The sequence below is a fragment of the Sorangium sp. So ce590 genome, assembly GCF_051521365.1.
Classification (GTDB): domain Bacteria; phylum Myxococcota_A; class Polyangia; order Polyangiales; family Polyangiaceae; genus Sorangium.
In genome coordinates, this window is sequence record NZ_CP150346.1 from 8439772 (window position 1) to 8460574 (window position 20803).

Below are 20803 nucleotides of genomic sequence, written 5' to 3' on the forward strand. Positions count from 1 at the left end.
TGGGCGCGCCTCGCCAGCACGGGCGCGGGCCAGGTGCGAGGTCATAGGAGAATTTATGCATCGTCATACGTTCGCGATCACGATGGCGTCGGCTGCGCTGCTCGTCATGGGCTGCACCGCGGAGGTCATCAACCCGGAGGAGCAGCAACGGAGCGAGGATTCCATCGCCGCGGGGGAGGCTCCGCTCTCCTTCGTCAACAGCAAGGGGCTGCGCTTCGTGCGCCGCGGCCCTGCCAAGAACGCCGACAGCCTCGCCGCGGGGCCGAAGGTCCGGGGCGCGTCTCGTCGCGACGCCGCTCCCAGGGTGCCCGTCGCGGAGCGGATGACACGCGAGCAGCTCGCCGAGGCGCTCCGGCCGGTGACCGCGATCAACGGCTATGAGTACATCTTGGATGGCCCGGCTTACCAGATCGCTGATGCGGTCATCGCGGCGCGAGGGAAGGAGCTGCGGTCACCGCCGGGCAGCGGGAAGGCCGCGCCGCCAGGGGTGGACCTCACGCCGGGCACCTTGCAGTCGCAGGCGATCATAGGAACGGACGATCGAGATCGGATGCGTGACAACACTTCGGGCGCCGCCGCGGCCACCGTGTTGATCACGGACAGCAAATGGAATACGGACCCTAGCAATGCAGCGAAGTGCACCGGGACGGTGATCGGCCCGACGACCATCCTCACCGCGGCGCATTGCCTCGTCTCGGGCGGAGCGATGGTGTGGGGGTTCAAGTGGAGCCCCGGCGTGGACAGCCAGGACTCGAACCCGTTCCCGTACCAGGCCAGCTACTTCTACCCGGATCCCAGCGGCGTCGCGCCGATGGGCGGCTGCTACGAGCCGGCTGTCCCGAGCGGCTATCTCACGGCGGCCGACGAATGGGAGGAGCTTGACTTCGACTACGGCGTCATGGAGATCATGCCGGCGTGCGGCTACCAGCCAGGGAACCAGGTGGGGTGGCTCGGTATCGGAGTCTTCAGCGACTCCTTCATCGAGCAGGCCTCAGGTTACCTCAATGGATATCCTAGCATCACTCCGTTCGGGTATCCGAATACCTGGCCGCAGATCTGGGGGGAGCATGGGCCCCTCGAAGCGGCCGGAGACCTGGTTGAGTATGATATCGACACGACATCGGGCCAGAGCGGCGCGGGCGTGTACAGGTTCGACTCGGCCAGTAACCGCTATATCGTCGCGATACACAGCAGGCCGTATACGAACTGGCTAGGAACGACCTGGAACATGGGGCGCCGGATCACCACGGACGTCCACAATTTCATCATCTGGAACTCATCGCTCTGAGGGACCTGGTCGCCGGCGGGGCGGCCGGAGTAAAAGTAGCGCAGCCGCGCGCGACGGCGCCACCCGCCCCATCGGCCGGCGAGCGCCCCCGCCGCCGCTCCCGGCGCCTTCACCGGCTGCGCCTGCATCGGGGTCGCTCGCGTTTTCCGCGCGCCCCGTGGAGGCCAGCCCTCCCATCCGTGGCTCCTGGCGGCGCTGCCACGCGCCCTCTTCACGCCCCCGACGTCGCCGAAATCGTCGTTCCGGCGCCCCTTGCGCCCGCCCGCTCCCCTTGCGAGGATCTCCGCCTCGCCGCCGAGCCCTCACCGACTTCGTCCCACCGACGTCTTCTCCGCCGAGGACGACGACCGGCGCGCCGTGCGCCGAGGCGCGCTCAGCGCGGCCAAGAGCGGCGCGGTGACCGTCGTGCAACGCACGTCCGGCGACCTGCGGCTCAATCCACATTTGCACGTTGTCATTCTCGACGGGGGTACGAGGGGCACGGCGACGCGGCCACGGCCGCGCGCAGCCTCCGCCACGAGCTGGAGGGCATCGTGATGGCCCCGGGCGCCTCCGCGGCGGCACGTTGCCCCTCGAGGACCTTGCCGTGCGCGCCGTCGACGGTGACGAGCTCGCCGTCCCGCAGGGTCCGCGTGGCGGACCGCGTGCCCACGACACACGGGATGCGGAGCTCGCGGCTGACGATCGCGGCGTGGCAGGTCATCCCGCCGCTGTCCGTCACGAGGGTCGCCGCGCGGCGGATGGTTGGCACCCAGTCGGGCGACGTCATGGGCGCCACGAGGACCTCGCCGGCCTTGAGCCGCTGCCCCTCCGCCGACGCGCGGAGCACGCGCACGACGCCGGACATCGGCGAGCTCCAGCAGATCGCGCTGTCGATGCGCGCCGCTGCGGAGGCGTGCGGGGTCGAGCTCGTGACGGGCGACACCAAGGTTGTCGACCGGGGCAAGGGCGATGGGCTGTTCATCAACACCGCCGGCATCGGCGTGGTGCCCTTCACATCGCGATCCACAGCGGGCCATCCTTTTGAAAAGAGTCAGTATGCGTCCGGCGTCCGAGCAACGTGCTTCGAGGGCCGCACCTTCATGCGCGCCTTGACGCTCTTTTCGAGCCGTACGCCGGCCAGCACGTGAGCCCCGAGCTTGTCCTTGGCTCTGCAGTCAAAGGCTGACGTGACCTTCCGGGACATCATGACCGGGGTCGGCTTGGTCCCCAACGACTGGAAGGTGCACGTGCACCTGGATGACCTGCTGGGACCCGTCCCCCGTTTGCGTGCGCCCGACGGGCAGGATCTCCACGTAGCCGATTTCGCTGCATCGTCAGGAGCCGGTGCGGGTAAAATCATTCCGATTCATTGGGGATCATGGTCAACAAACCTGCAGTACTGCCCGGTGTACAGGAACCGGCTGCTCCGACCCCAACCAAAGCGAACTTTTGTGGCCGAAGCCGTTTGATGCGTGGCGGCGTGCCGCGTATACTAGGAGAAAGCCCTCGCTCACCTCTCTGCAACAAGCCGACCAACCGTGACCCAGCTCGACCTTCGGTGGTGCGTCCGCACCGAACAAGCACCCTGCACGTCCTTCGTCAAGAAGAACGACCCTTCGCTGCCCGCTGCGGCCGTCGAGGCGCTCGAACCATTGGATACGCATGCTCGCAGCGCGAATGCATTTTTCGCAGGCCTTGGCTTCGGAAACGCCGCTCGGCATGCGGATATTCTGCTCATTGCGAACCTTGCCGAAGCGAACGCGCGCAGCATCACGTCCGCCGATGAATGGGGCGGTTGCAATGGGTCGCTTCGTGATTCGTCGCTCTGCGACGGGCGAGGAGCCATTCTGTTCGGCGTGCGCGGCTCGCAGCTTTGCGCCGATCCGGACGTGGTGACGCACGAGCTTGCACACGTCTGGATGCATCCGATGCTGGGCGAAAGCCGCTGGACCCTCGACGCCGCAGGCAGCTCGGACGACCCTGCGATCATCAAAGAAGCCCTCGCCGATTTCTACGCGGCCGTCAAAAGCGGCGATCCGGTCTGGGGAGAGCGTTCGGCATTTTCAACGGAGGCCGCTCGATCTCTTCGTGTAAAGGTTGTTTTCCCGGAAGCCCGTACCGGCGCCGCCCATAACGATTCATTGGCGCTTTCGAGCGCATTGTGGGGCGTGTACACGGAGGGAAAGGACCGTTTCGTCGAGGGGCTCACGCGCTACCTCGTCCACACGGCGTCGCCTCCGAAAGCGCTTGGTCCTTGGGCTCGCGGGCTGGTCGTGGAGCTGCAATCGATGGCCCCGGCGCTTGCCGCGATGTGGCAGCGCGCAGCGGAGGAGCATGGGCTTTTGCTGGAAGAGCGGGTGCTCGAACTGAACTTTGGGGCGATGACGCGCGCCCATGCGGATGGGTTTTGGGTTCCCGGGCGGCGTGATGTGCCGGACGCGCCGCTGCCGCGGTCGGTCCTGCAATTCCGTGGGCAATCGCCGGCAACCGGAAAGGCGATCCTTTCGCTCCGCGTCGCCGCGGGCGCCGAGCGCGACTTGGAGGCCGTCGTTCGGGCCGGAGAGCTGGTCGACGAGGCAACGGCGCTCGGGGCACGGGCAGCATTCACGCGTGCGGGTGGTCGATTCGAGGCGTCGTTGGAGCTGCCGCAGGAGCGTTATTACGTGCAAATCACCAATCGGGGGGAGGCCGCAGCAGTATTTGATGATCTGGCCATTCGCCTGGTGGAATCGGCGCCTACATCGACGTCGCCCGACGGTGGGTCGCCCTCGAACGCGATGGTTGTCGGCGTGGGCCTCGTGGTGGCAGGTGCATTGGCGTTCGCGGTGCTGAGGTCGCGCTTCAAGAAGCGTGCGGCCGCCGTGAGCTCGCGGCGATGAGGTGTTGGCACAGGCATGTCCAGCGCTTCGACTCGACCGCTGGCGGATAAGGCGCCCGAGGGCCTCCCGCGGGGTCGACGCTCAGCGGGGGCCCTCGTATCCGGGGTCGCCCGCGAGCCTACGGCCGGTGCCAAGCTCGCCCGTTGCCGATTCGGGATCGGCTATCTAGCGCCCCACCCTTCGGCGTCGCTCAGGTTGTTCCTACATTATCTGGCGTCTTTGAACGACGTGGCGGGGGTGACGAGCGCATACACGAGCTGGAGCGGTGGGACGACCTCGATCGGGTTGCCGCCTGTGACCGTATTCCAGCCGCAATGGCCGCCGCCCGTGAGGTGCACCGTGCGCCCACCTGCACCATACGTGGTATTGCCGCTCGGCATGAAGCCAGCCACGGTAAACTGGTCGGGGGCGACGACGAATGGGATCCCTGTGAGATCGACGTTTCCGACGCCGGAGCTGCTCTCCCGGGCCAAGCAGTCGACAGCGGACCCATAGGGTACGGAAGTGAGGATTGCATCGGAGTGGTCCAAACTGCCGGTCGATGTGGAGAACGTCAGGTCGTTGGGGTCCACCTGAAGCGTCGCCGGATCGATCCGCACCTTCGTGAAGCTCGTCCGCACGTCGGTCCCGGGAGAAGCCCCTCCGGCGGTGTATTGCGAATAGTTCGCGTTCGTCGTGTTGACGAGCGAGAGGTAGGTCCTGGGCGTGCCCGCCATGTCATGGCAATATGCCGTCCAGGGCTTTTGAGGATCGCCGCCGACGTAGAGCGTGTAATCGCCGTCGGCGGCTGCCGGATCCGCTGCTCGGCGCTCCGCACAGCTCGAGAGCCACTGGTTGTCGCAGATGCCCGCAATGCAACTTCCATCGGCGCAATCAGCGTCCTGAAAGCACCTCTGACCCTGTGCGCAGCCGATGAAGCAGGCGGCACCGCAATCGATGTCCGACTCGCCAGGCGAGCGCTTCAGGTCCTTGCACGTCTCATCGACGCATCGATAACCGTTACTGGCGCCGGTCGCGCATTCCGCGTCGATGTTGCAATACGCGCCCAGCGCGCAGGCATTGCAACCGCCGCCGCAGTCGGCCCCGCATTCGCCGTTGTTCTTCGTGTTGTCCTCGCAGGGATCGGCCACGCAGAATCCAAGGCTGGAGCCGCTTCCCGGCAACGCTTTGCACAAGCCGCTCTTGCAATCGCTCGGCGTCAAACACGCCCGCCCAAGGGAGCACTTGTCACAGAGCGCTCCGCCGCAATCCGTGGCGGTCTCGTCCCCGTCGATGATCCCATCCTGGCAATGATCCGTATTCGAGCACTTCCCGGCCGCGCAGAAACCGACCGCGCAATCGCTGTTCTTCGAGCACCCTTCGCCTTCCGCACAACCATTGCATTGACCTCCGCCGCAATCGGCGTCCGTTTCGAGGGCGTCCTGCGCCGCGTTGGTGCACGTGGGCGTGCAGTAACCGAGTCCCAGTACGCTCCACTTGTCTTCATACAACGGAAATTCTTTTGTGAAGAGCTCGGGCGGATACCACGTCGCCCCAAGCGCGGTTCCGGATGTGCCAAGGAAGCTCGAGCCCGGGACCTGTCCGCGCGCTCCGACCTTGAGGCCGAGGCCGGCCGAAAGGCCGAGATTCACTTCCCCTTCGGGCTTCCAGGTCGTCGCGGCGTTTTCGCAGGAAGTCGTATACGATGCTCGCCCGATGATCGACGCCCGGAGCCCCGCGTTCAACCCAATGGTGTCATAGATGAACGCATTGATGCGGGGAATGAGCCCGCACGTGGCGACAAGCGAGCCACCGGCGAGCACTTGAATGTTGAACCTGTTGCCCAATTTGACGTCCGGCTTCGAGCTCGTGACGGCTCCGTTCTCATAACGTGCCGAGTATTTGAACGTCAGCGATTGCTCTGTTTCGAGCACCGCGGTGATGTTCGCCTGCGCTTGGAGGCCGCACTCGAGGTCGAGCTGGAACGTTTCGGTGAAGACCACCGGCACGGGGCCGGCGGCAACCGTTTGTGTCATTGGCTTGGAGATGAAGATCGTCTTCGTCCAGGCCGTGCCCGGCTTGAGATCCGGATGGCCCAGGAAGAATTCTTTGGTGTGCGTTTCGACTTCGGCACGGGTCGTGGGCGCTTCCTTGAAGAGGTTTTCCAAGTCGACCCCCGACTTGCCTCCGGCCGACTCGATGGTAGCCTTGAACGCGAGATCGATCTTCTCCGATGCGCGCAAGTAACTGTCGGCGTTGATCCACAAGGCAAACGGCTTGTCCCCTCCGATGGATCCCAGCCCCGGAACGGTGAAGCCGACCTGCACTTTCGGGTTGAAGGCCAGCGTGCCGCTGACGATTGCGTTGCCCTTGATGCCTAGCTCCAGCGGCAACTTGCCCGAGGGGTTGAAGGTCTTCTTGTAGTCGAGGTCGAGAAAGTCTTGTGAAACCGACTTGCTGATTTCCTTGTCCAGCGGAACGCTGCCGTCGAAGCTCTTCGCTGTCACGGTTTGCCAAACGGTGTTCGACGCGCTCGCGATGGCCTTCGCCGCTCCGCCAATGGCGCCCCCGACGGCGCTGACGCCGCTCTTCACGGCTTTGGCGAGCCAGCCGAAGCCCGGATCGCCAGGCATTGCCGGAGGCAGCGATATGCCGTCCTCACCGACGTCGCCTGCATCGAGGGGGAAGCTGTCGGTGAGAACTCCGGGGCTTTCGCTGGAAAAGTCGACATTGGCGTACAGATTCTCGGCGGCCCACTCCAGGTCGAGCTTGGTCAAGTCGACTTCCTGAGCTTTGGCGGGGTCGAACGTCATCTGCACGTCGCCCTCGAAGAGCTCTTGAAGGACGGGGACTTCCGTCGTGACGACGATGTTCGCTCCCTGCTCGGCGACGCTCACGACGCGCCGAGCAAAGCCCATGGGGTTCTTCCCTGCGCCTGCACCCGGTCCCGCGACGACGATGCGCCCGGGCTTCCAGGTGAGAACTTCCGGGTGCGTCGCTCTCGGGAAGACGAGCTCGGTGGCCGTGACGGTCACGTCGTCCGTTTGCGCCTTCGTCGCGGGTTCGACACCCGGCCGTGGGGTCAGGTTGTTGTAATCGGGGTCGAGCGAGGGCTGCCAATTGGCGGCGATGGCGTCGAGGGCTTCTGTCGTGTCGCCTCCCGAGATGTTCGTTCCCGCCGGCAGCGCTTCGTCGGGCGGGGGGCTGATGGGCGGGGGCGCCGTATCGCCGCAACTGGCAGCGATGATGACACCGAAGCATACGAGGGGAAGCACGACCGTGTGTCTGGTTCTCATTGGCTCCTGTTACGAGTGAAGAGGTGAAGGCTCAAGGGGTGGTCCCCCGTGGGGGGGCGGCGCACGGCAAGTCCCGTGCCTGTCGCGATCAGGCAGGAGTCGGCGTGATTGCTGCTTTACCACCCAAGAGCTCCAGGAGAGGCATTCGGGGCTGCTCATCCACGAAAAATTCAGAATGACGCAAGCCCAGCCGTAACATCTCCCGCATACGTAACGCAACCCCCACAATGCGCGTGGCGTGCGACATGGGCAAATCTCGCGTGCAGATTCATCGTTGGATGCGGAAGTTGTCGATCAATGTCGGCACGTATCGCGAGTGAGCGCCCGGATAGGCGTGGGGGTGCGCGCTGTACGTAGTGCCGTGCATGTGTCGCACAGGTTGCAGCTATGGAATCGGTCCTACGAGTTCGCCTAGCATGCCCCACTTGCCGACAACGAGGCTGCCGTGATCGAGCGCACTCCCTACGCCCATCTCCTGCGCCAGCGTAGTGTAGACAATATTGCACAGTCGAGTGAACTCGTTGGATCTGTTGGCTTTTGTAGGCGGATCAGTGGATCCGTGTTTTTTGTACGTTATGTCAACTGCTGGTCGTTGGCGGCCAATTCTTGACAGGTCGGAATGGCTTTGCGCGGGCTATCCTCATCATCGCCTGGCTCGCTTTCGGCCGGCTGGTGCTGGTTCTCGCCTGCTCCGGTCCTGTGCCACCTCGGCCTCCATCTCCGACAGTGCCGGCCAAGGACAGGACGGTTCGGTCTCCGCGGATCTCCGCACCTGTCCTATCCGGGCGCCTCGTCAATGCGGCTTGCTACCATCGGCGCGACCTTTCTCTCCCCTCCGGTGCTGGCACCAGGCCGAGCCAGTAGGGTACAGCTATACGGTAGGATGCCTTCCGCTTGGTGCTACGTCGCGGTAATCCCAGGCGTTTCAGGCGTGGAAGACCTGCCTGATCGCATAAGGCCCGTTCTGCAATGAGCTCGTATCGTCGGACTGCACGAGTCAGGAACGGCTCCGAGAATCTCGACTTTGCGGAACGCGTTTGCTTGTCCTATCCGCCCAACATGGGCTTGGATCTGACGGCCGGTACTCGATGCGTGCACGGCTGCGCCGCACACTTGCTCGCCACGGCCTCAGCGCAAGCCCGCGCTCTGCGCACGGTGCTCCGCCGGCGTCGCTCGCGCGTGGCCTTGGGGTGGAGGGCGCCCATTCCGGCGTCCCCACCCGTCGCTTGACACGGGTGAAAGTTCCACTGCCTACTATGCCCGGATCGTTTGCAGAGCGGACAGCCTTCGAGCGCGGCGAATCCGCCGATACTGTGCGGCGGTGCGCATCGTGCGGGCACGACGTCGCATACTTCGATGCCGTCATCGAGGACGAGAAGCTGACCGGCTATGCGTGCCCCCACTGCACCGCGAGCCCGACCGAGGCCTGGGTCGAGGAGCGGATGCGGCCGGGCGGCTGGTCGCGCTGCGGTTTTCTGGGAGAGGCGGAGGTCCTGCGCGACGTCATGGCCCGGGACGCCGAGACGCTGCAGCGGCTCGGGCTTGGTCACGCGCAGATCGCGGACGCGCTGGATCGCCTCCTCGCGGAGGCCCTGCGGGCGTCCGAGGATCGCATCGCACGTGCGACCGACCAGTTCGAGGAGGCGGTTCCTGCGAGGCTCCGGTCTGCTGGTGCACCTGATCCGCGATCATCGCTTCTTCGAAGGCGAAGAGAGCCCTTTCCGGCTGGATCCCGAGCGGGCCGCGCATGTGCTGGGGCTCTCGTCCTGACCGGGAGCGCGCTGGTCTGTGGGCGCGATGCTCCGCCGAACCAGCCGCTGGCGAGGACGGCTTCGCCACGCGGCTGTCCGAGGTGGCCTTCTCTTCCTCCTTGCATGTGAAAGCCGCCACAAGGTACTTTCTTGGCGCGATAGCAGTCCCCGCTCGAACAGCTCGAGGAGATTATCATGCCGTGGTATGTCTATCCCGCGCACTTCTTCGGTGGGGCGATCTTCGCCAATGCGCTCCCTCACCTGATCGCGGGCGTGTCCGGCCTACCGTTGCAGAGCCCATTCGCATCTCCGCCCTTCAAGGGGCTGTCGTCGCCGACGGTGAACGTTGCCTGGGCGCTGGTCAACCTCGCCTTCGCGTATCTCTTGCTTGTGCAAGTCGCTGCATTCGACCTCAACAACTGGTCTGATGTTGGTGTCTGTTTTATTGGGTTCGGCACCATGGCCCTCCTGTGCTCTCGTTCTCTAGGTCGCCTTCGCAAGATGGCCGTCCCCTGAGCTACCCCGTCGCGAGCGACGAGAGCGCGCGCCGCGAACGCCATCAGCCTCTCATCCGAGCTACGCTGGGGCGGGCCGCAGCTGAACAACCAAACGTCGGGCGAGCGAGGGAACACTCCTACGCTGTATCGACCGCAGGGACCCATGCCGGAAGACCTGGACGTTCAGTACCTGGAGCGATTTGTCGCTGATCCAACGACCATGTTCGACGTGCCGGAGCGGAATCTATCGTGGGACGACCGGATGCATTCACGTCGAACCGCCTCGTGCGGGGCGGCGTACGATCACTCAGGCATCTCTTACCCGGACTGCGAGATGCCGCGGCTCGCTCCTGATCATGCGCGCCAGCGTTCAGGAGCGGTGGCAGCATGCGTTCGACAGCATCCAGGGTCTGCTCGAGCCCAACGCGGTCCCGAGCGCGGGCCTCCCGGCAAACTCCGGTCCGCGGCACCTCGCGTTTCATCCGCAGGGCGCGGTCGCCTTCGGGATCAACGAGACCGCGAGCACGATCACGTCGTTTCGGTTCGATCGAGCCTCGGGCCGGCTGACGCCCATCGCGACGGCCTCGACGCTGCCCGAGGGGTACTCGGGACGAAACACCGGGGCCGAGATCGCCGTGCACCCGACCGGCAGGTTCGTCTACGGTTCCAATCGCGGGCGCGATAGCATCGCCGTCTTCTCGGTCGACGCTTCGTCCGGGAAGCTCTCGCCGCTCGCCGATGTGCCGTCAGGGCACGGCGGCGGCCCGCACAATCCGCGCAGCTTCGCGCTGTCGCCAGACGGCCATCTCCTCTATGCCGCCAACCAGGGCTCCGGCCAGCTCGTCGCATTCCGTATCGGGGCCGACGGCAAGCCCGCGCCGCTCGGCGTCAAGGCGCAGGCGCCGGGCGCCACGTATGTCGGTTTGTTCCGCTTCCCGGCCCACCGCGAGCCGGCGCCACGATAGAGATCGACCTCCGGGAGGAGCTACCTCATGATCGCGCGCCATCCGAGGGTTCAATGGCCTCGCCGCCTGCAGTGCTTCCTGCTGTGGGCGACCGTCGTCCTGGCCAGCGCTTGCCGGCCGCCGGCGGCCGCCGACTTGATCTCGCCCGTGGACCGGGCGCCAGACGCGCCGGCGCCGACGCAAGATGCCATCGCGCGATGCCTCGCCCCGGCCGCACCCAGGACGGTCTTTCCGAGCTCGGCGGGCTACGAGCGCGACCGCCGTGGCTTCAACCTCCGTATCCAGGTCCTTCCGGGCGTGATCGTCCACCCCGTGAACGTCCCGCAGGTCCAGGCCGCGGTCAGGTGCTCCCGTCGCCTCGGCCTGAGCATCGCGGTTCGCTCCGGCGGCCACAGCTACGAGGGCTACTCGCTTGGCAAGGACGGCGGCATGATCATCGATCTTGCCGGCATGACCGACCTCGCCATCGACAAGGACCGAAAGACGGCGACGGTGGGCGCCGGGTGGCGCCTGGGCCCGCTTTATCACGCCGTGTGGCAGCAGGCGCAGCTGGCGTTCGTGGCGGGCAGCTACCCGAGCGTCGGCCTGGCTGGCCAGAGCCTCGGCGGCGGCTATAGCTTGATCTCCCGCAAGTTCGGCCTGGTCGCGGACAATGTCCTGAGCATGACGGTCGTGGACGCGGAAGGAGAGGTCCTGAGCGCCGACAGCATCAACAACCCCGATCTCTACTGGGCCCTGCGCGGCGGCGGCGGCTCGTTCGGCATCGTGGTGTCGTTCACGCTTCAGCTACACCAGCTCCCGGATACGGTCGCGGTGTTCCGCTACAAGTGGCCGCGCGAGGCGATCAAGGCCGTCATGACGGCCTATCAGCGCTGGTCGCCGGCTCTCCCGCCGGAGGCGAACGCCATGATGGTGGTGAGCTCCAGCGGCGTATCCGTCAAAGGTTTGTACATCGGCGCCGCGTCGGCCGCCGCCGCGGCCGCCGCGCCCCTGCTCGCGACGGTGCCCGGCGCGAAGACGCTCTTCGTCGAAGAGATGCCCTTCATCCAGTCGGTGCTCTTCTTCGCCGGCCTCCCGACGACCGACCCGAAGGTGCTCTCGCCCGAGCGCCTCGTGATCGAACCGGTCTGGTTCAAGGCCAAGTCGGTGTACCTGGACGCCCCGCTCTCCTCGGAAGGGGTCGACATGATCGTCGAGTCGCTGGCCGGGACGGGGCTCGGCCCCGACCTCATCGTCAACACCTACGGCGGCGCGATCGGCGCCGTGGCCCCGGACGCGACGGCGTTCGTCCACAGGAAGACGATGTTCAGCATGCAAATCTACCTCGAGGGTGACGCGAGCACGAATCATGACGACGCCATGGCCTGGATGACGGCGTTCGGTGACAAGCTGCGGCCGTACGCGTCCAGGTTCGCCGTGCCGAACTACATCGACGCCGACCAGAAGGATTGGCCGACCGCCTACTACGGGAGCAACTTGGCGCGGCTCGTCGCCGTGAAGCGGAAATACGACCCGCAGAACGTCTTCCGTTTCGCCCAGAGCATCCCGACTCACTCTCCCTGAGGACTCGTACGAGGAGGTGCACGGCTATCACTGGGAGAGCTGGGTCGTGCCGTTCCGGGGGGACGCCGGCGAGATCGAGGGGGTACTCGGGAGATGGTCGCGCTGGGGCTCGACCTCTCGCAGATCACCACCCAGCAGAACCTTCGGGCTGCCCTCGGCCATTGCATCCGCAAGATGAGCGCAGAGAAGCAGGTCTCGCCGGTGCGTGGCGATGCGGCCGCCGGGGGAGCGCCCTCCCGCTGGCCGAGGAGCGCTTCGCTGACCGCTGCGCGATGGGCAGGACCGGCGCGATTGGAGCGGTCAAATCATCGACACGTGCAGTCGACCGAGATGGTGTAGCTGCCTTCGGCCCCGGCGTAGCCGTCCACCACCAGGTAGGATGTCTGGCCTGGCGCGCTCGTCCAGCTCACGGTCTCGACGGTCTGTAGATCCAGCGGGGTCGAGGAAGCCATCTCGTTCGACCGGATGGGGTCGCAGGCGGACAGCAGCAGCAGGTCCAGGTCCGTCGCGAGGTTCTCGAGCTTTGCGACCACCATGCACTCGGTCGTCGAGGAGATGGCATAGACCGTCTCACGGCCCGACTCGGCACGAGCGGTCCGGTCATAGCAAACGCCTGGAGCGCGAGCTCGAGCGCTTCGACCGCGCGTATCCAGGGCGCTTCCTGACCTATGCCAACCTCGACCTCACGCTCGTGGGCGCTCCGGGCTGGGGCGAGCGCGTGGCCGCGCAGCTCGCAGCCGACTTCGAGGCCGGCGCCAAGGGGCTCAAGATCTTCAAGGAGCTCGGGCTCACGGTGCGCACGCCCGAGGGCCGGCGCGTCGCGCTCGACAGCCCGGAGCTCCAGCCAGTCTGGCGCGCGTGCGCGCGCTACCGCCGGCCCGTGCTCTGGCACGTGGCCGACCCGGCGGCGTTCTTCGTCCCGCTGGGCGCGAAGAACGAGCGCTGGCACGAGCTGCACGAGTACCCGAGCTGGTCGTTCGCAGACCGGACGCGCTTTCCCACGCGCGCGCAGCTCTTCGAGGAGCGCAACCGCGTGCTCGAGCGCCACCCCGACGTCACCTTCGTGGGCGCGCACATGGGCAGCTCGTCCGAAGACCTGAAGCAGCTCGCGGGCTGGCTCGAGCGCTTCCCCAATCTCCACGTCGACATGTCGGCCAGCGCCAGCGAGCTGGGCCGGCAGCCGCGCGCGGCGCGCCGCTTCTTCGTGCGCTACCAGGACCGCGTGCTCTTCGGCACCGACCTCAAGAGCGCCAACACCGCAGGCTACGAGGTCTACGCGCGCTTCCTCGAGACCGAGGACGACTACTTCAGCACCGAGGCCGCGAACGGCCGCCAGGGGTTCTGGAGGATCTACGGCATCCACCTGCCCGCGCCCGTGCTGCAGAAGATCTACCGCGACAACGCCCGCCGCCTGCTCTGGCCTGCAGATCCCGCTCGGCCCGCGGCACACCCGTGACGCTCGGCGCCAACGAGTCGAGCGAGCAGTTCACCGAGAAGCGGCTGCGCTGTGTGCAGCGCCCCGCGAGGGCGACCCGGGCGCCGTTGCTTTGCCGCTACATGATGAACTCATAAGCGCCGATGTCCCAGCGGGGCCCCTGGGGCCGAGCGACCCAGTCCAGATCGATGAACACAGGGACCGCCGTTCCCCTGTCGATGGCCAAGGAGCCTGGCCTCAGGCGGAAATCGGGGTCGAACGGCGCGTTCGGGTCGACGAAGAGGTTCGTCGGAGAGGCGACCAGCGAGTTCCTGTCGTGGCCGCGGTTCCGCCACGTGCTCAGGTTGACTATCGAGCTGCCGCCGTCCGTGCTGAAGCGGTTCACGACGACGTTGTAGTCGCTCTCGAAGCCGGCGATGGTGGGCTGGTAGATCAGGATGGATCCCCTGTCGATCCGCGGTGTATAGAGGATGTTGTTCTTGATCTTGTTGCCGACCGGATTGGAGATGCCGCCCTCCGAGCTCGGGATGTTGATCACCCAGCGGCTGTCTGCCGCCATCACGATCGTGTTGTTGTAAACCTGGTTGCGGCTCGATCCCTCCGCCCCGTCTATCGCGTAAAGCGAGATGCCGCTCGCGTGGTTCCCGTAGAGGAGATTGTTCCTGAACATGCTGTCGCTGACCCCATCGCAATTGATCGCGGAGGCCCCGCTCGTGCCGTTCTCCCAGATCTCATTCTGCTCGACGGTAGCGCCGGTGATGATCCCGTCGCCCGGCGTGAAATTTCTGTCGCCGTTCATGTGAACGCCGGCGGACGCGTTGTGATGGAGCAGGTTGCCGCGGACCTGGGGGCGATCCCCGCTGTTGCTGGTGTACACCCCATGCTCGCCGTTGAAAGCGGATTCGTTGTACTCGATCACCGCATCGTCGCTGAACGCGGTGAATATGCCCGTCCGAACGCTGTCGTGGACATCGCAGAGCCTGACGGTGATGTCGCTCGTACCGCGTAGATCGACGCCGGCTCTAGGCGCGTTCGCCACCTCGAAGCCCTCGATGATCCAATGGCTCACCGTGGCGTCAACGAGCTCGACTTCGATGTTGCTGCCGTGTGCGTTCTCGGTCCCAGGCATATCGATCGTGACGCCGGGCTCGCCCCTCAGGGTCTTTCTCCCTGCGCCTGGCGCCCCCGACTCGCTGATGCGACAACCCTCACAGAACCCCGGGCGCACGATGATCGTATCGCCGTTGTTGATGTTGTCGACGGCGAATTGAAGGGTCTGCCATGGGTCGTCCGAGTTGCCCTCTCCACCGTCGTCGCCAATGTCGCAGTCGACATAGTAATTTGCTGCCAGGGCGCCCCGATGAATCAGGAGCGCCGCGGTCAATGTCAGCAAGAGGATCGTAGACTTCATCCTGGTGCTCCTCTCTGTGCTGGAAGTCGAAGCCGCCGGTCGAGGCGTGAGCTGGTGTCTTCCCGCGTGGGTCGGTGTTCGCCTTCGGCGCTGTCCAGCGTCGAGGGGTACAGCGAGTCGGGCCGCAATGATGGAATCCGGAAAAGGTATCGGCAATCCAAAATCGCGAGTTTTCATCGCGTGGATGATCGTCGATGACAGAGCGGCTTCGACGCTCAGCTCATGATCTGCGTCGGCGCACGTCCCAGACCGACGATCGGCGCCACGTGGTGGACGGTGCTCCCAGGCGCCAGCATGGGTGTATGGGATGTTCCAAAAACGAGTGAAGCCGTTGGGGTTGCTGGCTTTTGTCGGCGGATCAGCGGACCCCGCTTTGGGTGTCATGACGACCGCCGGCCGTCGGTCGAAGATTATATTGACCGAGCGGAAACGCTCTGCGCCGCCCTGGCCCGGCGTACCCCCGGCCGCCGTCGCCGGCCCAGTCCGCTTCCCAGCCGGCGTCCATGGCCGCCTGCGTCCGCCATGGCGCCGCCACCCCTGAGCTGGAGCTTTGCTCGCATTTTCCCGGCGTTTCGTGTCGGCATGGGGGGTGCTGAAGGCCGAGCGTCATGCCGACGCTCGAGCACAACGCCCTCGTCGAGATGTTCCGCGAGGACATCTCCGGCGCCGAGGCGTCAGCGGCAGAAATATCTATTATTTCAATTGGTTCCGACTGCCGCGTGGCCGAGTCCTCTTCCGGCGTGGCCCAACGCGGGCCCAACGAACCGCCTGTGAAGGCGCCAGCGTCCGCCGTGGCGGGGGCGGGGACGTCGTCCGGGGGCGCCGTCTGACCGGGCGGCGCGCCGGAGGCGGAAGCTTCGGCGCTCGCCGAGCCCATGCCTGCTCCAGCGGACGCGGGTTGGCCTCCTCCTACCGAGCCGCCCTTTCCTCTCAGCTCGGGGATCGCCTCGTCCAGGGGGGCAAAGTCGCCCAGCCCAAGCTCGGCGATCTTGCGCGCGGCGCGCTTGTAGTGGTGGATCTGGCCGCTCGACTTGTGTCCGGTTCGGTCGGAGATCCACGTCTCCGTGCGACCATTCGCGAGCTTGATGGTAATGAAGGTCGCTCGAGTGTCGTGCAATCGGATGTTCAGCCTCGACTCCGTGGTCTCGAACAGCTCGGGTCGATCGACTCCCGCGCGTTGGAGGTGTTCTCTGAAGCGTTCCGCCCCGTGACAACCCGGCAAGGGGTCACACTTTGGCCCGACGAAGACACGCCGATTGTCCGGCCAGAGCTCGCGATAAGCACGAAGCGCGCGCACCACATCCGGCGATAGTGCCCAGGCACGGGGGTCATCGGTCTTGTTCTCATCGAGAACAACGGCTCCCCGGTCAAGGTCGACATCCGACCATTCGAGAGTTCCGGCCTCGTCGGCTCGCATTCCCTCGCGCGTGAGGAAGCCGTAGTAGATCCGGAAGCACAGCGGGACCAACTGACTCCTCATGAGGCGTTGATCCTCGTCGGGGTACAAGTAACCCTTTGCCTTGTTATTCTCTATCTTCGGAATCCACCCGCGTGGCAGCGGGTTGTGCGCGATGATGCGCGCGGGGTAGGCAGCCAGTGCCAGTAGCCGATGGATGACAATCGCAATATTTCGGCGCGATCCGGGCTCCAGGTGCACCGGCAGCCGTGACATCGCGTGGTCAGCATGGTCGAGTGTGAAGCGCACGAGGGGAACAGGGCCTAGCACGTCGAGCACGTGGCCCAGCCTCTGCTCATATTTATCGGCTGTCCGAATCGCCTTCACATGATCCGGATACTGCTCGGCAAGCTTTCCAGAAAGAACCCGCTCAGCGAACTCGGCGAACGTGGTTTCCCCGGAGGCACGGGCGCGCGCTTCGCCCCTGCACAGGTGGTTGATCGCGATCCGGACGTCACGGAGCGCGCTGCCCTCGCGCGCGGCAGCCTGCTCCAGCAGCGGCAGGCCGAGCACGATCTGCCCGGCAGCGAGCAGGTGCCTGCTGAGATCGGCCAACACTTCCAGCCGCGCGTTGGCGTCGTGCTCGGTCCGACACGTCGGCAGGCTGAACGTGCGTCGCCCCGCCTCGCCGAGGCTCAGACGCGCGGTCCACGTGCTCCTGCGCAACCGGACTGACCCGGAGCCGTTGGCGCGCTTGTCGCCTGCCGCTGATGGCGCGGTGCCCTGCGGGCGCTCTGCAGAGCTCGACGCTCCCGGTAAGCTCGCACCGGGCGCGGCTCCCGCCTCCGGCGGCGAGGCGCGCCCACCAGGGCGGCTCGCACGTGCGCGGCGCTCGGTTGATCCGGCTGAAGGAACGGACGAGGTAGCGACTGCCGGCGAGCGCTTGGCGCGCGCCCGCAGCTGCGGTACGTCGGTCATGGGTCGGTCTCCGGGAACGCGGGGGTCGATCAAGGGCCCGTCCGGCGTTGGTAGCGCCGAGCGGGCCCGCTCTACTTCAGCGCCAGCCTAGCACGCCTCGCATCGGCGTGACGGGCGCTCGCTCGGCCGGTGGGCGGCTGCGGAACAGGTTCGAGCCCGGCAGAGGCAAGCACGGCGGCAACCCGAGTGTTCTCATCCGCCTCGGCGGTGCGACGCGACGCCGGCTCACTGGCCAGCGCCCGCAGGTACGCAACGAACGACTCGCGCTGGACCACGCGCAACTTGCCGAGTTTGGTGATCAGCAGGGGAAAGCCCGGCGCGCGGATCGTGTCGAGGAAGACGCGCGCCGGGATACCGGTGACCGACTCGACGTTCTTCTGCGAGAGCATCTCCGGCTGCGGCGCCGTGATCGTCAGCCCATCCAGCGGGATCGCGAGCGTTGCGGTTGCCGTCGCCGTCGCTGGCTGGCCGATCACCTTCGGGCTGGACCATCCGCCGGCGGGCGTCTCCAGGCTCTCTCTGTCGATGGCGAGCGTGCCGTTACCAGCCTGACGAAGAGCAAGCGGTGCCGATACACGCGCGAGAGCCGCTCGTGTCATACTATACATCCATTCGTGTTGGGTTCGTGCGCGACCGTGACCGCCGCTTCTGAAAGGAGCACGAAACGGTAATTCCGTGTCGCCGGTGATTCGACATGAATTGCCCGGAGACCTGCCTGGGGAAAACACCCTGTTGCATCGCGGGGTTGGGTGTTCTGGAAAGCCCTGCCGAGGGGCAGAAAATGGGGGCTTGCGAAGGACTCGATTTGGTAATTCGCGCGCTCCGGCGACGCCGCGCGTGGAGGCGACGTAGAGCCACCCATCGGGCCTTGTCCACCCCGGGCGGGCGCGACGCCGTCGCAGAGATCGAGGCGGACGTCGGCGAACGTTGCGCCGTCGGCCTCGTCCATCGGGCCGAGCGCGGCGCCGTACCGGCGCCGTGGCAGCACTCCTTGACGCACCTGGAGCTGCACGACGTCGCGCGTGCGCCAGCGTCGCCTGCTCCCTGAATTAGGATCGGCGAGCGGGCGCGATCGGCACGCACGGGAGAGGTACGCGGCGAAAGTCCAACGCGACGCCGCTTCATGTGCTCGACTGGCGCGCTTCCCGGCGGGTAGCTCTGCACCGCAGACTAGCATGCCGATCGCTCGGACGTGGGCTTGAGACCGCGGGCGTCCCGCGCTCTGCCGCCTCCCACGCTGCTCGCAGGCTGCTTGCAAGTCTTCCTCCCCCCTCCATCGGCGGTCCCATTCGCTTCAGCGCCTCCAGGCGCGCAGCCTCCAGCCTCGACCGGCGTGGCGCCGTCGCCCGGCGCTTCTCCACGAGCTCACCGAGCACCTGCGCCGCGCGCTCCCACTGTTCCGCCGCCCCCGGCGCGTGCGCGATCCTTCGCACGGCGTTCCAGGGCGCTTCAAGCTGATCACACAGGTTGCCGATCTCGGGGTGCAGCCGTGCGATCGCGCGCAGGTGGCACCGGGTCTGCTTGTTCATCTGGAAACACTCTTCCAGGACGTGGCTCGGCGCGCGGACAACTCCGCACGCGAGCTCGTACCAGCGCCGCGAGCTCATGCGTCTACAAAAGCACCGAACCACAAACCTGCCAGGGCGAAGCCTTCATTTTTCCGTTCAACTTTAAAGAGCGTTAAAGCACAGTACAAGAGTCGGCGCCTGGCGAGGGTGACGGCATTAAAGTCTGATGTAACGTGCGACCAAGAGGACGCCGGTTCTCACGTGGCACCGTGACCTGACTGGCATTCGCTGGGGCCCGATCAGGTGACCTCGGTGTGCGGGGTGACCCCTCCGGCGATCCCACCGCCCGGCCGTCGAGCGGGGCCAGCCCTCCCGGCGCCGCGTCCGCCGGCCGCGCGTACGTCCACCTGGACGAGCTCCGCCTGCCGTCAGCCTCCCGTGTGGACGAGCTCCGCGGCCCCGTGCGCCGAGTTCGCGCCCCGCCGCGTGCTCGCGTCCAGGCGCCAGCCCCAGGCCGCCCCGGCGTCCGCCAGGACGAGCTCGCGCAGCGCCGCTCGGGCCGGCCCGCGGTTGTGCCCGGCGCGCGCCGCCCTGTCGCATGCGACAAAACGGAGGTCGGCGGCTCGCCGGAGACGCGCAGCCGACCCCGCGCGAAATTACCAAATCGACCCCTTCGCGCCCCTCCAAAATCGGCCCCTCGGGCGCTCTCTCGAAACGGCCTAACTGCGCGTCATCAGAGCGGGTTCCCCGCCTGACTAGATCCCGGTAACTCGCGACGAGTTACCGGATCGTCAGAATTACCATTTCGGGCCGCCTCACGCGCGCTCGTTCAGGCTCTGTCCCGAACCCGAAACGCCACAACAACGGAGGTTCGGATGTGGCAGGAGTAGCTACCCTCGCGCGGTCGGCGGCTCCAGGCGCGCGGTCGGCGGGCCGCGCTGGCGGGCGACGCTGCTGCACGGGCGGCATCGTGTGCAGCCCCAAGCGTTCGGCAGTCAGCGCGCCGTGACCGCGACCTTCCCGACGGCGCGCTCCGACGAGCCGCCCGCGCGCGAATGAGAACCGTCAGGGAGATGGAGGGGGCTGGGGCCCATCCTGATCAACTTGTTTGAGGGGCGCACAAGGAAGCCCCCTCACTGAACTTGGTGAAGTTCGTCCGAGGGGGCTCCCCTCCGGGTTTCAGGACCGGAGGTAGACCATGCTGGACGACCCCCATCTTGGGCGCGGGTTCTTCAGGGTGCTGGTGGAGGTGGACGAGGCGGTGACGCGCCGGGTCGCGGCCGAGGGCTGCCCCGTGTGCGACGGGCCGCTGCACCGGTGCGACTGCGACCGCAAGCCGCGTGGGGCCCTCGTCGCGCCAGCGGGCGAGGCGTTCGCCCGTCGGTTCAGCTTGTGCTGCGGGCGCGAGGGCTGTCGGAAGCGCGCGATGCCGCCGTCGGTGCGCTTCCTCGGGCCGCGGGTCTATTGGGGGGCCGGTGGTGATCCTGGCGACCATCGTCGCGCTCGCCCTCCGCGCGGCTGCGAAGATCCGGCGGCGGACTGGGGTGCCGGCGCGCACGACGCGCCGATGGCTCGGCTGGTGGCAGGGCCCCTTCCTGCGCACGGGGGTGTTCGTCTCGATCTGCGCGCGACTCATCGGCGCCGACGTCGGGCGCGTGCCGGCTTCGATCGTCGATCGGCTCGAGGGTACGCAGACGCAGCAGGTGAGGACGATGCTCGAGCTGCTGGCGCCGCTCACGACGATCTCGGTGCCCTACGGATCACGTTTCTTGAGGGGGAGCGCCTGAGCCTCGCGCCCCGCGGAGGAGGTGATCTCCGCGGGGATTCCGCGGCAATGTAGGGTCGAACACTCGAGCGACGACGAGACGTCGCTCG

12 protein-coding genes and 2 pseudogenes are annotated in these 20803 nt (G+C 66.4%); 8 read left to right on the plus strand and 6 right to left on the minus strand.

The features are described from left to right. Nucleotides 1-55 precede the first annotated feature (55 nt). Complete coding sequence (locus WMF28_RS31875) at nt 56-1288, plus strand: trypsin-like serine protease (protein ID WP_437597172.1); 1233 nt, start codon at nt 56-58, stop codon at nt 1286-1288. A gap of 538 nt (nt 1289-1826) precedes the next feature. Here WMF28_RS31875 and WMF28_RS31880 read toward each other — a convergent pair. Further along, a pseudogene (locus WMF28_RS31880) lies at nt 1827-2132 on the minus strand (PEP-utilizing enzyme); the annotation flags it as partial. Nucleotides 2133-2151: 19 nt separating this feature from the next. Between WMF28_RS31880 and WMF28_RS31885 the strand changes: the two are divergent. After that, nucleotides 2152-2280: pseudogene (locus tag WMF28_RS31885) on the plus strand (AIR synthase related protein); the annotation flags it as partial. 528 nt (nt 2281-2808) lie between these two features. Beyond that, complete coding sequence (locus WMF28_RS31890) at nt 2809-4149, plus strand: hypothetical protein (RefSeq protein ID WP_437597173.1); 1341 nt, start codon at nt 2809-2811, stop codon at nt 4147-4149. A gap of 206 nt (nt 4150-4355) precedes the next feature. Here the strand turns inward: WMF28_RS31890 and WMF28_RS31895 are convergent, their stop codons facing one another. After that, on the minus strand, nt 4356-7424 hold the full coding sequence (locus WMF28_RS31895; RefSeq protein ID WP_437597174.1) for a hypothetical protein: 3069 nt from the start codon (nt 7422-7424) through the stop codon (nt 4356-4358). A gap of 1946 nt (nt 7425-9370) precedes the next feature. Between WMF28_RS31895 and WMF28_RS31900 the strand changes: the two genes are divergently transcribed. The 3 genes from WMF28_RS31900 to WMF28_RS31910 all read left to right on the plus strand — a co-directional run bounded on the left by WMF28_RS31900 (nt 9371) and on the right by WMF28_RS31910 (nt 12200). Then, nucleotides 9371-9691 carry a hypothetical protein gene (locus tag WMF28_RS31900; RefSeq protein WP_437597175.1) on the plus strand — a complete coding sequence of 107 codons (321 nt, stop codon included), beginning with the start codon at nt 9371-9373 and terminating at the stop codon, nt 9689-9691. Between the two features lie 337 nt (nt 9692-10028). Continuing rightward, the gene (locus WMF28_RS31905) at nt 10029-10637 is read left to right on the plus strand and encodes a lactonase family protein (protein ID WP_437597176.1); all 609 of its coding nucleotides are present in this window, start codon (nt 10029-10031) and stop codon (nt 10635-10637) included. Nucleotides 10638-10664: 27 nt separating this feature from the next. Continuing rightward, nucleotides 10665-12200 (plus strand): FAD-binding oxidoreductase, encoded by a 1536-nt coding sequence (locus WMF28_RS31910; protein ID WP_437597177.1) that lies wholly within the window; start codon nt 10665-10667, stop codon nt 12198-12200. Nucleotides 12201-12505: 305 nt separating this feature from the next. Here the strand turns inward: WMF28_RS31910 and WMF28_RS31915 are convergent, their stop codons facing one another. After that, on the minus strand, nt 12506-12736 hold the full coding sequence (locus WMF28_RS31915) for a hypothetical protein (RefSeq protein ID WP_437597178.1): 231 nt from the start codon (nt 12734-12736) through the stop codon (nt 12506-12508). A gap of 155 nt (nt 12737-12891) precedes the next feature. Here WMF28_RS31915 and WMF28_RS31920 point away from each other — a divergent pair, with 155 nt between their 5' ends. After that, nucleotides 12892-13656: an amidohydrolase family protein gene (locus WMF28_RS31920; protein WP_437597179.1), complete on the plus strand. Its 765-nt coding sequence runs from the start codon at nt 12892-12894 to the stop codon at nt 13654-13656. Between the two features lie 97 nt (nt 13657-13753). On the opposite strand, the gene WMF28_RS31925 is transcribed toward WMF28_RS31920, so the two are convergent. From WMF28_RS31925 to WMF28_RS31935, 3 genes are all read right to left on the minus strand, one after another. Then, the gene (locus tag WMF28_RS31925) at nt 13754-15046 is read right to left on the minus strand and encodes a right-handed parallel beta-helix repeat-containing protein (RefSeq protein ID WP_437597180.1); all 1293 of its coding nucleotides are present in this window, start codon (nt 15044-15046) and stop codon (nt 13754-13756) included. A gap of 358 nt (nt 15047-15404) precedes the next feature. Continuing rightward, nucleotides 15405-17420 (minus strand): tyrosine-type recombinase/integrase, encoded by a 2016-nt coding sequence (locus tag WMF28_RS31930; RefSeq protein ID WP_437597181.1) that lies wholly within the window; start codon nt 17418-17420, stop codon nt 15405-15407. A 71-nt stretch (nt 17421-17491) separates the two neighbouring features. Next, nucleotides 17492-18019 carry a hypothetical protein gene (locus tag WMF28_RS31935; RefSeq protein ID WP_437597182.1) on the minus strand — a complete coding sequence of 176 codons (528 nt, stop codon included), beginning with the start codon at nt 18017-18019 and terminating at the stop codon, nt 17492-17494. Between the two features lie 2384 nt (nt 18020-20403). Between WMF28_RS31935 and WMF28_RS31940 the strand changes: the two genes are divergently transcribed. Next, a complete protein-coding gene (locus WMF28_RS31940; protein WP_437597184.1) occupies nt 20404-20715 on the plus strand; it encodes a hypothetical protein in 312 nt (103 codons plus the stop codon). Nucleotides 20716-20803: the final 88 nt, after the last annotated feature.

Excerpts from the sequence above, each read along its gene's own strand:
- WMF28_RS31930 (WP_437597181.1), bottom strand. The coding sequence starts at position 17,420 with ATGACCGACGTACCGCAGCTGCGGGCGCGCGCCAAGCGCTCGCCGGCA.
- WMF28_RS31900 (WP_437597175.1), top strand. The coding sequence starts at position 9,371 with ATGCCGTGGTATGTCTATCCCGCGCACTTCTTCGGTGGGGCGATCTTC.
- WMF28_RS31910 (WP_437597177.1), top strand. The coding sequence starts at position 10,665 with ATGATCGCGCGCCATCCGAGGGTTCAATGGCCTCGCCGCCTGCAGTGC.
- WMF28_RS31895 (WP_437597174.1), bottom strand. The coding sequence starts at position 7,424 with ATGAGAACCAGACACACGGTCGTGCTTCCCCTCGTATGCTTCGGTGTC.
- WMF28_RS31935 (WP_437597182.1), bottom strand. The coding sequence starts at position 18,019 with ATGACACGAGCGGCTCTCGCGCGTGTATCGGCACCGCTTGCTCTTCGT.
- WMF28_RS31905 (WP_437597176.1), top strand. The coding sequence starts at position 10,029 with ATGCGCGCCAGCGTTCAGGAGCGGTGGCAGCATGCGTTCGACAGCATC.
- WMF28_RS31915 (WP_437597178.1), bottom strand. The coding sequence starts at position 12,736 with ATGGTGGTCGCAAAGCTCGAGAACCTCGCGACGGACCTGGACCTGCTG.
- WMF28_RS31925 (WP_437597180.1), bottom strand. The coding sequence starts at position 15,046 with ATGAAGTCTACGATCCTCTTGCTGACATTGACCGCGGCGCTCCTGATT.
- WMF28_RS31875 (WP_437597172.1), top strand. The coding sequence starts at position 56 with ATGCATCGTCATACGTTCGCGATCACGATGGCGTCGGCTGCGCTGCTC.